The following is a 15,299-nucleotide window of genomic DNA, read 5'->3' as shown; positions in this document are numbered from 1 at the left end:
CCGTCGGCCGCGACCATGAGCACCGGCCCGAGCACCTCCTCGCGCCATGATGGGGAGGTGCCCAACGTCGAGCTCGCGGAGATCCGGGACTTCCTCTCCGCCCACGCACCGTTCGACTCCCTCCCTGCTGCCGTCCTCGAGTCGATCCCGCCCCGACTGGGTGTGGGCCACCACCGCCGCGGCACCGTGGTGCTGGCCGAGGGCAGCACCCCGGTCGAGCTGCTGGTGGTGAGGTCGGGCGCCGTCGAGCTCCGCAACCGCGACGACGAGCTGGTCGAGCGGGGCGCGGCCGGGACCTGCATCGGCGGCGCCGCGCTGGCGACCGGAGCACCACAGCCGGTCACCGTCCGCGCAATCGAGGACACCCTGGTCCTGGCCTTCCCCGCCGACCTGTTCCACCAGCTCCGCGCGGGGCACGCCGACTTCGCGGCCTTCTTCGAGGATCGCGCCGGACGGCTGCGCGAGGCCGTCGCCCGACAACGGCGGGACGTGACCGGCGCGGAGCGGTCGGTGCTGTCCAGCACCGTGGGCGACCTCGTGGGCCGCGCACCCGTCAGCATCCGCGCCGACGGCTCCGTCCTGGAGGCTGCACGGTTGATGTCGGCGGAGCGGATCTCCTCGGTGCTGGTGACCGACGACCAGGGCCTCGTCGGCATCCTGACGGACCGCGACCTGCGCACCCGGGTGCTGGCCGCCGCCGTGGACCCGGCGAGCCCCGTGTCGGCGGTCATGACGCCGGACCCGGCGACCACCCGCCCCGACGCCCCGGCCCTGGAGGCCCTGCTCGAGATGGTGCGTCGCAACATCCACCACCTGCCCGTGGTCGAGGACGGTCGACCCGCCGGCATGGTCACGGCCACCGACCTGCTCCGGCTCCAGCAGGCCAACCCCGTGTTCCTCGTCGGCGACCTCACCAAGGCGCCGGACGTCGCCGCGGTCGCGGAGCTGGCGAACCGGCTGCCCTGGGTCGTCGTCGGGCTCGTCAGACAGGGCACGTCCGCCCACGACGCCGGCCGGGTCGTCACCGCCGTCGGGGACGCGATCGAGCAGCGACTCATCGCGCTCGCCGAGGCCGAGCTCGGCCCGCCACCGGTGCCGTACGCCTGGCTGACCCTGGGCTCGCGCGCGCGCTTCGAGCAGGCCCTCGCCCCCGACCAGGACCATGCGCTGCTGCTGCACGACGACTACCGCTCCGACCTGCACGCGCCGTGGTTCCGCGAGCTCGCCGAGCTGGTCGCGAGCGGGCTGGAGACCGTCGGCTACCGGCGGTGCCCGGGCGACAAGATGGCCACGAACCCCCGGTGGCGCCAGCCCCTCGACTCCTGGCGCGGCGACGTGGCGCGCTGGGTCGGCACGCCGAGCCCGAAGGCGATCCTGGAGGCCAGCGTGTTCTTCGACCTGCGGCACCAGTACGGCGACCCGAGCCTGACCGCCGAGCTGGTCGCCGTCCAGCGCCGGGCAGCACAGGGCGCGCCGATCTTCCTGGCCCACCTGGCCGCCGCCGCGGCGTCGCACCACACGCCGCTCGGGTTCTTCCGCGGCCTGGTCGTGGACCGGTCCGGCGAGCACCGCGACACGCTCGACGTGAAGCGGGGCGGGATCAACACCATCGTCGAGATCGGGCGGCTGCACGGGCTGGCGTGCGGGTCGGAGGCGACGTCGACCCTCGCCCGGCTCGAGGACGCCGTGGCCGCCGGTCGCCTCAGCCCCACACTGGGAGCCGACCTGCGCGACGCGTGGGAGCTCCTCGCGCACCTGCGGCTACGCCACCAGGTCGAGCAGGTCCGCGCGGGGAGACCGGCCGACAACTGGGTCGACCCGTCGGTGCTCAGCCACTTCGAGCAGCGGCACCTCAGGGACGCGTTCGGCGTGATCCGGTCCGCCCAGGGTGCCATCGCGCAGCGCTATCCCGTCCGCGAGCTGACATGACGCCCGGCCCGCTGACCCTGAGCGTCAGGACCTGGCTGCGCCGACGCCGCTGAACGACGTCGGCGCCGGGGTGGTGACCACCCCGGCACCGACGGTGCTGCCGCGCTCCGTCAGACCTTGCCCTGCGCGTGCTTGGCGACGAGCTCGGTCTTGCCGGGGAAGCGGATCTCCTCGACCAGCTCCTGCATGAGCGGGCTGGGCTTCGGGGTGAACTGCGAGACGATGATCGTCACCGCGAAGTTGATCAGCATCCCGATCGTGCCGAAGCCGGTCTCCAGGATCCCGAAGATGCCCTCGCCGTTGCCGTAGATGTCGATCGTCCACAGCATGTAGGCCATCGTCGTGAGGAGTCCGGCGAGCATGCCCGCCGTCGCTCCCATGGCCGTGCAGTTCTTCCAGAAGATCCCGAGCACCAGGATCGGGAAGAAGCTCGCTGCGGCCAGCCCGAAGGCCAGCGCCACGACCTGGGCCACGAATCCGGGCGGGTTGATGCCGAGGTATCCGGCGATCACGATCGCGCCGGCCATGGCGATGCGGCCGACCAGGAGCTGCCGGGCCTCGGTGGCCTGCGGGTTGATCTTCTTGTAGTAGACGTCGTTGGCGACCGAGCTGGAGATGACCAGCAGGAGGCCAGACGCCGTGGACAGCGCTGCCGCCAGCGCGCCGGCCGCGACGAGGCCGACGATCGGGGCGGGGAGGCCGCCGATCTCGGGTGAGGCGAGCACGATGATGTCGTTGTTGACGAAGACGTCGGAGTAGCTCAGCACGGTGTCACCGGGCAGCTCCGAGATCGGGGCACCGACCGCGCCCGGCGCCTCGGGCGCCTGGGTGATCAGGCCGACGTCCGCCCAGGTGTTGAACCAGCTGGGGACCTGCGAGAGCTGGGTGCCCTCGATGTCCTGGATGATCTGCAGCTTGCTGAAGGCCGCCACCGACGGGGCGGTCGTGTAGAGCAGGGCGATGAAGAACAGCGCCCACAGCGCCGAGTACCTCGCGGCGCGCACGCTCTTGGCGGTGTAGAAGCGGACGATCACGTGGGGCAGGCCCGCGGTGCCGAACATCAGCGCCGCGGTGATCAGCAGCATGTTGAGCATGTTGGTGCTGCCGAACGCGGCCGTGTACTCCGGGACGCCGAGGTCGGTCTGCAGCGCATCCAGCTCCGCGAGGATCGTGCCGAACCCGATCTGCGGGATCGGCACGTCGGTCACCTTGGCCGAGACGGCGACGGCGGGGATCAGGTAGGCGATGATCAGCACGGAGTACTGCGTCACCTGGGTCCAGGTGATGCCCTTCATGCCGCCGAGGACGGCGTAGAAGAACACGATGGCCATGCCGATGACGACGCCGGTGGTCGTGTCCACCTTGAGGAAGCGGGTGAAGACGAGACCGACGCCGGCCATCTGACCGGCGACGTAGACGAAGGAGACGACGATGGCCGCGACCACCGCCACCATCCGTGCGGTCTCGTTGTAGCGGTCACCGACGAAGTCCGGGATCGTGTACTTGCCGAACTTGCGCAGGTACGGCGCCAGCAGCAGCGCGAGGAGCACGTAGCCGCCCGTCCAGCCCATGAGGTAGACCGAGCCGCCGTAGCCGTTGCCGGCGAAGGCGATGATGCCGGCCATGGAGATGAAGGAGGCGGCGCTCATCCAGTCAGCCGCGATGGCCGCGCCGTTGGCGGGCGCCGGGATGCCGCCTCCGGCGACGTAGAAGCCGGACGTCGTGCTGACCCGGCTCCGGTAGGCGACGAAGATGTAGATGCTGAACGTGAGGACCACGAAGACGAGGGTCCAGGTCTGGATGTCGCTCACGAGTGGTGCACCTCCTCCTCGTACTCGTCGATCCCGAACTCGGCGTCGAGCTTGTCCATCCGGGTGACGTAGACCGCGATCAGGATCACGAACGTGATGATCGAGCCCTGCTGGGCGAACCAGAAGCCCAGCGGGAAGCCGGCGATCACGATCTCGTTGAGGGGCTCCACGAACAAGATGCCCGCACCGAACGACACGAGCGCCCAGATCGTGAGCAGCACGGCCATCAATCTCAGGTTTCGGCGCCAGTAGTCCCGGCGCTGGTGTTCATCCACGGTGTCCTCCACTGGCTGACGACTCGGAACTGGCTGCCCGGCAGCACAACAGCGGCTCGACACGCGGGTCAAGGCACTCATGTGACGGGGGTCACAGTTTTCGGCGAGCGGTCGGAAATGGTCGACCGGTGGCGCGACGGGGCCGCCTGGCACGGCCCAGTCGGGGCTTCGGTGCCGTTCGTCGCGCAGGACCGACCGTTCGTCGCGTCACGGACCACCGTTCGTCGCGTGTGACGGCACTCGATCGTCCGTCGGTGCCGCCCACTCGGCCACGCCGTTCCGTACAGTCCCCCCATGAGCGGTGCAACGGCGACGAGCGCGACCCGGGTGCGGCGCGGGCCCGACCCGGCCAAGCGTCGGCTGGCCGGCGCGGTCGCGATGGTCCTCCTCGGCTCCTTCCTCCCGTGGATCGACACTGCGGTCGGCTCGGTCTCAGGCGCCCGCGGCGCCGGACTGTGGACGTTCTACGCGGCGATGCTCGGGCTCGCGGGGGCGTTGATCCCCCTGCGACGGGTGGCGGCGGTGCAGGCGACGATCTTCGCCGTCGTGGCGGTGGTCCTCCCCGTCTGGCAGGTGGTGCACCTGCTCACGCTGGTCGGCATGAGCGGTTGGGTCCCCGGCCCCGGCCTGGTGCTGGTGCTCGGCGGGGGCGTGCTCGGCGCCACCGCGGCTGCTCAGCTGTTCCGCCCGTCGGAGACGACCACGAGCACCGGCCCGAGCACCTCCTCGCGCACCAGGCGGGACTGACGCGACAGCCCGCCGATCACGGTCGGGGCGAACCACCACCCGTCGCGGTCGAGCGACTGACCGCCGAGGGCGACGTCGCCGCGCTCGGAGCGAGCGAGGTCGACGTAGCGGCGCACCCGGTCGCGCGCGACCGCCGAGCGCAGCGGACCGCAGCGCGTGGCAGGGTCGGCCGGGTCGCCGACGACGACGTCCTGCATCGCCGCGACCGCGGTCTGCAGCGCCTCGGCGTGCCGGTGCACGGGTACGACGACGCTCGACGGCAGGCGGCAGCCCTGACCGGCGTTGGCCGCGACGGCACGGGCGGCCGCGGCGACGACGGCCCCGAGGTCCCCGTCGTCGCCCGCCCGGACCGGGCGCGGACCGCCGACGTCGAGGCGCACGCGCGTTCCCGCCCCCTCCCCCGCGACCCGGACGCGCTCGGCCACGACGGGTGACCCGGTGACGGAGACCTCGTCGACGCGCTCGTCGAGGGTGAGCGCGATGGCGACGTCGACGTCGCGGGTGGTCACGACGTTGAGCACCCCGCGCGGCAGCACGTCGAGGGCGATCCGGCCGAGCTCGATCGCGGCGGTCGCGGCCTCGGCAGCGGGCTTCAGCACGACCGTCCCACCGGCGCCGAGCACCCGGCCGACCTCCGCGAGCGCCACGGCCAGGGGCGAGGTGGCGGGCGTGACCACGGCGGTCACCCCGGCCGGCTCGCGCTGCTGGGCCACCGACCCCGTCAGCGCGGCGATCGCGTCGTCGAGGTGGGTGGACCGCAGGGCGACCGGCACGCCGGTCTCGGCCGCCATCAGGGCCACGAGCTCGTCGGCCCGGTCGGCGACGGCGGCGGCGAGGCGTCGTACGGTGTCGGCGCGCAGGTCGGCGTCGGTGCTCCACTGCGTCGCGTCGAGGGCGCGGCGGGCGGCCGTGACCGCGTCGCGCGCGTCGGCGACCCCGGCGTCCGGGACGTCCCACAGCGGCTCCGCGGTCGCCGGGTCGCGGACCGGGAACGTCCAGCCGTCGGCGGTGGGTCGCTCCACGCCGTCGACCGGCAGCCCCCGAGGGCGGGCGTGCTTGCTCATGAGGACAACCTCACCACGTCCACCGCGTGCACCTCGGCAGTGGCTAGCCTCGGGTCCATGCACGACGACCTCGGGGCCGACGTCCCCCTGTCCGGCCCGGCCCGTCGCGTCGTCTCGCTCGTGCCGTCGCTCACCGAGGCGATCGCAGCAAGCGCACCCGACCGGCTGGTCGGCGCGACCGACTGGTGCACCCACCCCGCCGACCTCGACGTCACGCGCGTGCGCGGCACCAAGAACCCCGACCTGGCGGCGGTCCGCGCCCTCTCCCCCGACCTCGTCGTGGCCAACATGGAGGAGAACCGCGAGCTCGACGTCCGCCGCCTGCGCGACGCCGGCGTCGCGGTGTGGGTCACCCGGATCGAGACCGTCGAGGAGGCGCTGGCCTCGATGTCGCGCCTCCTCCACGAGGCCCTCGGGCTCGACGACCCCGCCTGGCTGGTCGAGGCGCGTGCGCTGTGGTCGACGCCGGCGCCGCGGCGGCTCGCCGTCGCGGTCCCGATCTGGCGCGACCCGTGGATGGTCGTCGGGTCGTCGACCTACACCGACGACCTCCTCACCCGGGCCGGGCTGACCAACGTGCTGGCCCACGGTCCGGCCGGGCGCGACGGGCGCTACCCGACCGTCACCCCGGACGACATCGACGCCGCCGGCGCGGACGTCGTGCTGCTCCCGGACGAGCCCTACGTCTTCACCGCCGACGACGGCCCGGAGGCGTTGCGCACGCCGACGCGACTGGTGTCGGGCCGGCTGCTCACCTGGTACGGGCCCGCGATGGTCGAGGCGCACGCCGTGCTGACCGGCCTGCCTGAGTAGCCTCCCCTCCCATGACCCGCGACCCGATCAGCGAGGCCCACCGGCAGTGGGTGGCCCACGGCTGGGGCGACGCCGCCGACGGGATGGCGATGGTGACCTCGCTCGTGCGCGCGCAGCAGCTGCTGATGGAGCGCATCGACGGGGTGCTCCGCCCGCGCGGGCTGACGTTCGCCCGCTACGAGGTGCTGCGGCTGCTCTCCTTCAGCCGCGGCGCCGCGATGCCGATGTCGCGGCTCGGGTCGCTGCTGCAGGTGCACCCGACGAGCGTCACCAACGCCGTCGACCGGCTCGTGGCGCAGGGCTACGTGGAGCGGGTGCGCAGCGACGAGGACAAGCGCGTCGTACGCGCCGTGCTGACGGACGCCGGCCGCAAGGCGGTCGAGGAGGCGACGGACGCCCTCAACGGCCAGGTGTTCGAGGCGCCCGGGCTGCCTGGGGGCGAGGTGCGCGAGCTGACCGACCGGCTGACGACGCTGCGCACCGGGCTCGGCGACGGCTCCTGACCTTTCCAGGTGGACGTCCTTCGTGACTCGCGAGTAATTAGTTGGATGTCCTAGTATCTGTCCATGGCCGACCTGCACACGCCCACCCACCCGATCCGTCTCGTGACCGCGTCCGCACTGTTCGACGGGCACGACGCGTCGATCAACATCATGCGGCGGATCTTCATGAGCCAGGGCTGCGAGGTCATCCACCTCGGGCACAACCGCTCGGTGCAGGAGGTCGTCGACGCGGCGCTCGAGGAGGACGCGCAGGGCGTCGCGGTGTCGTCCTACCAGGGCGGTCACGTGGAGTACTTCGAGTATCTCGTCGAGTCGTTGCGCGCCGCGGGCGCCGGCCACGTGCGCGTCGTCGGCGGCGGTGGCGGCGTCATCGTGCCGAAGGAGATCCAGCGGCTCCGCGACTCGGGCGTCACCATCTTCTCCCCCGAGGACGGCCAGAAGATGGGCCTCGTCGGGATGATCAACTCCGTGGTCGCCGACTGCGACATCGACCTCTGGGCCGACCGGCAGGTCACCGCCGAGCAGGTGCTCTCGGGTGACCGGTTCGCCGTGGCCCGCGCGATCACCGGCGCGGAGGGCGGCCGCCTCGACGAGTCGCTGCTCGAGGACGTACGCCGCGCCGCCGCGCGCCGCGTCGTACCCGTCCTCGGCATCACCGGCACCGGCGGCTCGGGCAAGTCGAGCCTCACCGACGAGATCGTGCGCCGCTTCCGCACCGACCAGCAGGACAAGCTGCGGATCGCGGTCATCGCGGTCGACCCGACCCGCCGCAAGGGCGGCGGCGCGCTGCTCGGCGACCGGATCCGGGCCAACTCCCTCGACGGCGACCGCGTGTTCTTCCGCTCGCTGGCCACCCGCGGCGCGCACGAGGTGCCCGAGCACCTCGCCGACGTGATCGACGTGGTCAAGGCCGCCGGCCACGACCTGGTGATCGTCGAGACGCCCGGTATCGGCCAGGGCGACGCCGGCATCGTGCCGCTCGTCGACCACTCGCTCTACGTGATGACGCCGGAGTTCGGCGCCGCCTCGCAGCTGGAGAAGATCGACATGCTCGACTTCGCCGACAGCGTCGCGATCAACAAGTTCGAGCGCCGGGGCGCGAAGGACGCGCTCCGCGACGTCGGGCGCCAGCTCGTCCGCAACCGCGGGGCCTTCGGCAAGCAGCCGCACGACATGCCGGTCTTTGGTACCAGCGCCGCGACCTTCAACGACGACGGCGTCACCGCGCTCTACCAGCACCTGCGCTCCGAGCTCACCGACGCCGGCCTCGAGGTCAGCGAGGGCACGCTCCCCCACGTCGACGTACGCCACTCCTCCGGCATCCGCCAGGTCGTGCCCTCCGACCGCGTCCGCTACCTCTCGGAGATCACCGAGACGGTCCGCGGCTACCACGCACGTACGTCCGAGCTCGCCGAGGCGGCGCGCCACCTGCAGCGCGTGCAGCACGTCGCCGACCAGCTGGCCGACGGCGACCTGGGCCGGGTCGCCGCGCTCCTCGAGTCGGCCCGCAAGGCCGTCCCGCACGAGGTGACCGACCAGGTCGAGCGCTGGCCGGCGGTGGTCGAGTCCTACTCCGGCGACGAGCAGGTCGTCGTGGTGCGCGACCGCGAGATCCACACCAAGCTCACCAAGGAGTCGCTGAGCGGCAACAAGATCCCGCGCGTCTCGCTCCCCCGGTTCACCGACCACGGCGAGCTGGTGCGGTTCTGGCGCAACGAGAACCTGCCCGGCTACTTCCCCTTCACCGCCGGCGTCTTCCCGTTCAAGCGCGACAACGAGGACCCCGCCCGCATGTTCGCCGGCGAGGGCGACCCGGCGCGCACCAACTGCCGCTTCAAGATCCTGTCCGAGGGCAACGATGCGACGCGCCTGTCGACGGCGTTCGACTCGGTCACGCTCTACGGCCGCGACCCGGACCCGCGCCCCGACGTCTACGGCAAGGTCGGCACCTCGGGTGTCTCGGTCGCGACGCTCGACGACATGAAGGCGCTCTACGACGGCTTCGACCTCGTCTCGCCGACGACCAGCGTCTCGATGACGATCAACGGCCCGGCCCCGACGGTGCTGGCGTTCTTCCTCAACACCGCGATCGACCAGCAGGTCGACGCGTTCACCGACCGGGAGGGCCGCGAGCCGAGCGAGGAGGAGCGCGCCCAGCTCGAGGCGTACGCCCTCGCCAACGTGCGCGGCACCGTGCAGGCCGACATCCTGAAGGAGGACCAGGGGCAGAACACCTGCCTGTTCTCCACCGAGTTCTCGCTGCGGATGATGGCCGACATCCAGGAGTGGTTCATCGAGCGGCAGGTCCGCAACTTCTACTCCGTCTCGATCTCCGGCTACCACATCGCCGAGGCCGGGGCGAACCCCATCAGCCAGCTCGCCTTCACCCTCGCCAACGGCTTCACCTACGTCGAGGCCTACCTCGCGCGCGGCATGGACATCGACGACTTCGCGCCCAACCTGTCGTTCTTCTTCTCCAACGGCATGGACCCCGAGTACAGCGTGCTCGGCCGCGTCGCCCGGCGCATCTGGGCGGTGACGATGAAGGAGAAGTACGGCGCCTCGGAGCGCTCGCAGAAGCTGAAGTACCACGTCCAGACGAGCGGCCGGTCGCTGCACGCGCAGGAGATGGACTTCAACGACATCCGCACCACGCTGCAGGCCCTCATCGCGATCTACGACAACGCCAACAGCCTCCACACCAACGCGTACGACGAGGCGGTGACGACCCCGACCGAGGACTCCGTGCGACGCGCGCTGGCGATCCAGCTCATCATCAACCGCGAGTGGGGGCTGGCGATGAACGAGAACCCGCTCCAGGGCTCCTACGTCATCGACGACCTCACCGACCTCGTCGAGGCAGCGGTCCTCCAGGAGTTCGACTCGATCAACGAGCGCGGCGGCGTGCTCGGCGCGATGGAGACCGGCTACCAGCGCGGCCGGATCCAGGACGAGTCGATGCTCTACGAGCACCGCAAGCACGACGGGTCGCTGCCGATCATCGGCGTCAACACCTTCGTCAAGGAGTCGGCGGCCGACGCGCAGCCCAAGGAGGTCGAGCTGGCGCGGGCGACCGAGTCCGAGAAGGAGTCGCAGCTCGCCCGGGTGCGCTCCTTCCAGGCCGCGCACGGCGCCGAGGCGCAGGAGGCGCTCGCCCGGCTCAAGGACGCCGCGATCTCCGGCGACAACGTCTTCGCCGTGCTGATGGACGCCGCCCGCGTCTGCTCGCTCCAGCAGGTGACCGAGGCGTTCTTCGAGGTCGGGGGCCAGTACCGCCGCAACGTCTGAGCCTCGCGGATGAGCGCAGCGAGGACGCGAACGCGAAGAGGTTGAGGGAGCCCCGCGAGCGAGGAACGAGGTCGCGACGGGCGGCTCAAAACCTCACCGGGGCCCCGGGCTCAGCCGGGCGTGACGCCCCGGAATCCGCCGGCCACGTGGTCGTCGGTGCGCGCGTAGTCGTGCGAGGTCGTCGTGAGCAGCTCCGCCGCCGCCGAGATCGCGCTGGCGCCCGTGCCCAGGCTGCTCGCGGCAGCACCCAGCAGGCCCTCGACCGTCGCGGCGAGCGTGGCGGCGCGTGGCACCTCGCCGAGCGCCCCGGCCGGGACCCGCAGGCCCCGGACCTCGTCGGCCGCGGCCTTCACGGGCCCGACGAGCGCAGAGAGCTCGGCGGCCGCACCCAGCAGGGTGCCGGGCTCCACGTCGACGTCCTCCGAAAGACCCAGCTCGGACAGCGGGGTGCGGGTCATGTGGGGGTTGGCCCAGAGGTCGCCGTAGTCGTCGCGCAGCCACCACCAGCCAGAGGTCCCGGTGATCGCGTGGTCGAACTCCTCGGCTCCTGACTCGTAGGTCACGACGAGCTGGCCGTCGACCTCGACCACGCCCTGCGACATGCTCGGCAGGTCGTAGGGCTCGCTGCGGTTGCCGTCGAGGTCCTGCACGTAGAGCTGGCTGTGGTCCTCGTGGCGGCCCGAGGAGGCACTGAAGACGTACTCCCCGTCGCGGACCAGGACTCCCTGGCAGTGGGGCGGCGTGTCAACGGTGTCGACCTTCACCCACTGCCCGGAGGAGTCCTGCTCGTAGACGTAGAGCTCGTCGTTCTCGTGGTCACCGAGGTAGAGCCTCCCGTCCTTGACCGCGGAGTACGACCCGCCGTCGAGGCCGGTCTGCGGGGGCGCCTTCTGCGGCACGGTCTCGCCGCGCGCTGCAGACTGCAGGGCTGCCAGGGAGTAGGTGTAGACCTCGCCGTTGTCGACGACGTAGACGTCGTCTCCCCGGACGCTGACACCGCCGGCGTGCGTGGGCTTGCCGCCACTGACGGGGTTGCCGTCCGCATCGAGATGGGTGTCGCCGAGGGTCACCTCGCCGACCTCGGCGCCGGTCACCTCGTCGATGAGCGCGAGGTAGGACGCGTCGCCGTGCCCCTCGTCGTCCTTGGTGTAGTACGACTGGAGCAGCGTCCCGGTCCTCGGGTCGTAGCCCAGGCCCTGCGGGATCCAGCCCCGGCCGTCGCCGGTGGCGGCGGTGTTGGGGATGATCGGTCCGAGGTCGCTGTTGTTGCCGTCGAGCCACTCCTCGTTCTTCGCCATCCCCTCCTCGACCCACTTCCGGGTCTCGTCGTCGAGGTCGTCGAGGTCGACGTCCTCGCCGCGCAGCACCGCCTCCACGGCAGCGAGCTGCTGGTTGTAGGAGGAGCCGACCGAGAGCAAGCGGGCGTTGACGACGCGGGCGAAGATCTCCTCGACCGCCGGCGGAAGGCCCGCGGGCCGGTTGCGCCAGAAGGCGATGTAGTGCTCGGCCTGGTCCTCGGCGGACTCGTAGGCCGAGGCAGCCGTCTCGAGGGCGCCGCGCGCACGCACCAGCACCGCCCGGGTCACCCCGAGCCCCTGCCGCAGGCCCGAGGCCCGCGCGGTGAACGCCATCGCGGCCAGCCCCGACCAGACCGGGACCTCTGCGGCGGCGGTCAGGTCCTCCCGGACCCCGACCAGGGTGTGCAGCACGCCGTCGAGGGCATCGACCACGGCGCGCACGGCGGGAGCGTCGCCCGACACCAACCGCCGGTACTCGATCTCCGGGTCCGTCACCGTCTCGTCACTCCCCGTCCTGCAGCATGATCGCGGCCACCGACGAGCGGAGCGGGAACAGCACCGTCTCGCCCGCGGAGTCCTCGAGGACGGTGCAGGCACCGGTCGGCACCCTGCACGACAGGAGAGCGACCGTGTCGCCCTCGGTGGTCCGCTTGCCGGTGCCCGGGCCGGTGATCACGGTGCCGACCGCTGTCTCCTGGTCGGCCCACCAGGACAGGTTCCACCGCTCCTGCGGGACCCGGAGGTCGACGGCCCGGCCGTCGGCGTCGACGACGCGGTCGGGACCCGAGTCGGGCTTCTCGATTCGCCACGTCCCGTCGGGGCTGGTCAGCGCGTCACGCACGACGGGAGGCTCGTCGTCGCTCGCAGACGCCCCCTCCCCGGTGCTGAGGTCGTAGACCTCCTCGCCCTCGATGACGCGGGCGCGCACGCGCTCGTCGTCGACGGCGAGGATCTCCACCTCCGCCTCCAGCAGGTGGTCGACCGGGTCGTCGATGCCGGAGGTGTCCATCCCGTCCTCGGACGTCGTCTCCTCGCCGGAGGACAGGTCGAGGAACCGCATCACCGCGGTGCCCTCGTCGTAGTCCGCGTCGAGCACCACGAGGCGGGACCCGTCGGGCGTGCGGGCCAGGCCGGTCCCGGCGACCTCGAGCCCGGTCGGCCCGGGTTCCGCTCCCGGGCGCACGAACCACAGGTCCGCGCCGGTGAACGCCGGGTCGCCGGCGGATGCGTCGTCGTCGGCCGGCACGAAGAACACCCCGTCGCCTGCGACGACGTAGGCCCGCAGCGGGCGGCCCGTGTCCACGGTGGTGCCGTCCGCGAGGTGGACCGTCGAGCCGACGGCCCAGGACAGGCCGGACGCGTCGACCGGTGCCGTGCTGGTGCGCCATCGCCCGTCGTCCGCCGGGCCCGCGGGCCCGGCGGAGCCGTCCGCGTCGTCGGTGCACCCGGTCACCAGCGCGCCGAGCAGCAGCATGCCGCAGACGGCGACCCCCGAAGACCTCACGGTGGGATGGTGCCACGGGAGAGACCGGTCGAAACCTCCCGCCCGGGCTCGGCTGCCGGCAGGTCGAACCGGAAGACCGTCCCGCTGCCGGGCGGGGTCGCGAGGCACTCGATGGTGCCGCCGTGGCGCTGCACGATGGTCTGGCAGATCGACAGCCCCATCCCGGTCCCGCGGAAGTGGGCGCGGACCGCTCCGCTGCGGTGGAAGCGCTGGAAGATCAGGGCGCGCTCGGAGTCGTCGACGCCGACCCCGTGGTCCTCGACCTCGACCACGACGCGCGATCCCTGGCGCCTGGCGCGCACGGTGATCGTCGCGGGCTCGCCGGGCCGGGCGTACTTGACGGCGTTGCCGATGAGGTTGCCGAACAGCTGCCTCACCGCGACCGGGTCGGCGCGCACCGACGGCAGGTCGGGGTCCGCCTCCAGCACGTCCTCGGGCCCGAGCAGCCCCGACACCTGGCCCAGCACGCCACCACTGCCGGTGATGGACACCTCGCGCGCGGCGATCTCGCCCGACTCGGCCAGCGCGTGCTCGAGGAGGTCACCGATGAGCTCCCCCATCTGCTCGGAGGCGCGTTCGGCACGGCGCAGCGGCTCTGCGGCCTCCGACCCGGGCTCGAGGTCGTCGACGGCGAGCGAGAGCCAGGACCGGATCGCCGAGAGCGGGCCGCGCAGGTCGTGGGCGGCGGTCGAGGCGAAGCCGGCCAGCGGCCGCAGGCCCGAGCGGTGCTCGGTCACCTCCCGCAGCACCAGCAGCACGCCGGGGTGCCCGCTGCTGCGCGACAGCGTGGCGCGTGACACCGCGAGCACGACCTCCTCACCGCTGGGCAGCGCGATCACCACGTCGCCGACGCCCAGCTCGGCACGTACGGCGCCGGTGCGGGACGGTGCGGGGTCGCTCAGCAGCCCGACCAGCTCGGCCAGCGCGTCGGCATCCGTGGTCGCGGTGCTGACGCGGTGGGCCAGCCGGCGGCTGGCGCCGTTGCTGCGCTCGACGCGTCCTTCGGGGTCGAGCACGACGAGCCCCTCGTCCATGCTCTCGGTCATCTCGGCGAGGAGCTCGGCCTGCTCGGCCGCGTCGGCGCGGGCCGCGGTCGCGGCGGCGTACAGCTCGTCGACCCGGTCGCCCAGGGCACCCACAGCCAGGCCGGTGAGGAGCACGGCGACCATGAAGAGCTGCGAGACCAGCACCTCGGCCACCGGGTCCTCGATGGCGGCGAACGGGCCCTGGCCGGTGAGGCTGAGCGCCAGCGCGGTCCCGCCCAGCACCAGGCAGTGCAGCGCGGCGGGGAACGTCCGGAAGCGGGCGGCCGACCACACGGCGAAGCCGATCACGAGGAAGACGACCGGGTAGGGCTGCACGAAGAGCAGCACGGTCGCGACGACCGAGAGCACCCACAGCAGAACCAGCTCGGTGCGCGAGCCGCCGTGGGTGCGGGCCGGGATCGTCTGCGTGTGCCACTCCCACGCGAGGTGCCCGACCGCGCCGACGGTGAGGACACCGACGACGTGCCGCGCGAACCACGCCACCGGGGTGAGGGCCTCCACCGTGACACCGTCGAGCCAGAGGCCGAGCGTCCCGACCACGGCACCGAGCGCGCAGCCGACGGCCGCCGCCCCGGCGGTCGCGGCCAGGTTGCGGGGTGACCGGATGCTCTGGGTGCCGCCGGCGCCGAGCATGGTGGGGCACCACCGACGCAGCAGCAGCCCGGCAACGGCGGTCTGCAGCGTCACCGACACCGCGCCGAAGAGGCCCAGCAGCGGCGACACCCCGGTCGCGACGACGAGGCCGAAGTGGAGGACCAGCAGCGGCGCGAGCACGCGCAGCACGTGGCGGGGCGACTCGGCGAGCAGCCACAGGAACGCGACACCGGAGGCCGGCCAGACGAGGCTGACGACCTGGCCCTCGATCGCGGTCGCCCGTCCGACGAGGGTGAGCACGACGTAGGCCGCGGCGAAGGCGACGGCCCGCGCCGGCGACAGGGCCCTCGTCATGGCGACACACTACGACCGGTGTCGGGCGCCCGTCGGGGGTTCGCCGGGCGCGCACCTCACGATCTGCTCACAT

General features: G+C 72.4%; 11 protein-coding genes. 5 read left to right on the top strand and 6 right to left on the bottom strand.

Features of this window, described 5'->3' with window-relative positions:
- Positions 1–57 precede the first annotated feature (57 nt).
- Positions 58–1,929, top strand: a complete 1,872-nt coding sequence (locus ACNKF0_RS02275) for a putative nucleotidyltransferase substrate binding domain-containing protein (RefSeq protein WP_416955414.1) — start codon at positions 58–60, stop codon at positions 1,927–1,929.
- A 110-nt stretch (positions 1,930–2,039) separates the two neighbouring features.
- Here ACNKF0_RS02275 and ACNKF0_RS02270 read toward each other — a convergent pair whose 3' ends face one another.
- Positions 2,040–3,740, bottom strand: coding sequence for a sodium:solute symporter family protein (locus ACNKF0_RS02270; protein ID WP_416955413.1), 1,701 nt, complete (start codon positions 3,738–3,740; stop codon positions 2,040–2,042).
- Positions 3,737–3,967: a DUF4212 domain-containing protein gene (locus ACNKF0_RS02265; RefSeq protein WP_416955411.1), complete on the bottom strand. Its 231-nt coding sequence runs from the start codon at positions 3,965–3,967 to the stop codon at positions 3,737–3,739. Before ACNKF0_RS02265 ends, ACNKF0_RS02270 begins: the two co-directional genes overlap by 4 nt.
- A gap of 342 nt (positions 3,968–4,309) precedes the next feature.
- Between ACNKF0_RS02265 and ACNKF0_RS02260 the strand changes: the two genes are divergently transcribed.
- Positions 4,310–4,762, top strand: a complete 453-nt coding sequence (locus ACNKF0_RS02260; protein ID WP_416955409.1) for a hypothetical protein — start codon at positions 4,310–4,312, stop codon at positions 4,760–4,762.
- Here ACNKF0_RS02260 and ACNKF0_RS02255 read toward each other — a convergent pair.
- The gene (locus ACNKF0_RS02255) at positions 4,690–5,826 is read right to left on the bottom strand and encodes an aldehyde dehydrogenase family protein (protein WP_416955407.1); all 1,137 of its coding nucleotides are present in this window, start codon (positions 5,824–5,826) and stop codon (positions 4,690–4,692) included. The genes ACNKF0_RS02260 and ACNKF0_RS02255 overlap by 73 nt on opposite strands.
- Before the next feature lie 57 nt (positions 5,827–5,883).
- Between ACNKF0_RS02255 and ACNKF0_RS02250 the strand changes: the two genes are divergently transcribed.
- The 3 genes from ACNKF0_RS02250 (at position 5,884) to icmF (ending at position 10,430) form a co-directional block, all read left to right on the top strand.
- Positions 5,884–6,639 (top strand): helical backbone metal receptor, encoded by a 756-nt coding sequence (locus ACNKF0_RS02250; RefSeq protein WP_416955405.1) that lies wholly within the window; start codon positions 5,884–5,886, stop codon positions 6,637–6,639.
- An 11-nt stretch (positions 6,640–6,650) separates the two neighbouring features.
- A complete protein-coding gene (locus tag ACNKF0_RS02245) occupies positions 6,651–7,142 on the top strand; it encodes a MarR family winged helix-turn-helix transcriptional regulator (RefSeq protein WP_416955403.1) in 492 nt (163 codons plus the stop codon).
- A gap of 63 nt (positions 7,143–7,205) precedes the next feature.
- The gene (gene icmF, locus ACNKF0_RS02240) at positions 7,206–10,430 is read left to right on the top strand and encodes a fused isobutyryl-CoA mutase/GTPase IcmF (protein ID WP_416955401.1); all 3,225 of its coding nucleotides are present in this window, start codon (positions 7,206–7,208) and stop codon (positions 10,428–10,430) included.
- Between the two features lie 110 nt (positions 10,431–10,540).
- On the opposite strand, the gene ACNKF0_RS02235 is transcribed toward icmF, so the two are convergent.
- The 3 genes from ACNKF0_RS02235 to ACNKF0_RS02225 are packed head-to-tail and all read right to left on the bottom strand — an operon-like array spanning position 10,541 to position 15,226.
- On the bottom strand, positions 10,541–12,223 hold the full coding sequence (locus tag ACNKF0_RS02235; RefSeq protein ID WP_416955399.1) for a WXG100 family type VII secretion target: 1,683 nt from the start codon (positions 12,221–12,223) through the stop codon (positions 10,541–10,543).
- A gap of 7 nt (positions 12,224–12,230) precedes the next feature.
- On the bottom strand, positions 12,231–13,232 hold the full coding sequence (locus ACNKF0_RS02230) for a hypothetical protein (RefSeq protein WP_416955397.1): 1,002 nt from the start codon (positions 13,230–13,232) through the stop codon (positions 12,231–12,233).
- A complete protein-coding gene (locus ACNKF0_RS02225; RefSeq protein WP_416955395.1) occupies positions 13,229–15,226 on the bottom strand; it encodes an ATP-binding protein in 1,998 nt (665 codons plus the stop codon). The genes ACNKF0_RS02230 and ACNKF0_RS02225 overlap by 4 nt, the downstream gene beginning before the upstream one ends.
- Positions 15,227–15,299 lie beyond the last annotated feature (73 nt).

Origin of the sequence: Nocardioides sp. T5, assembly GCF_048161455.1 — a bacterium.
In the GTDB taxonomy this organism is placed as follows: domain Bacteria; phylum Actinomycetota; class Actinomycetes; order Propionibacteriales; family Nocardioidaceae; genus Nocardioides.
The sequence above is the reverse complement of the archived record's forward strand: the minus strand, read 5'-3'. Positions and strand labels throughout refer to the sequence as shown.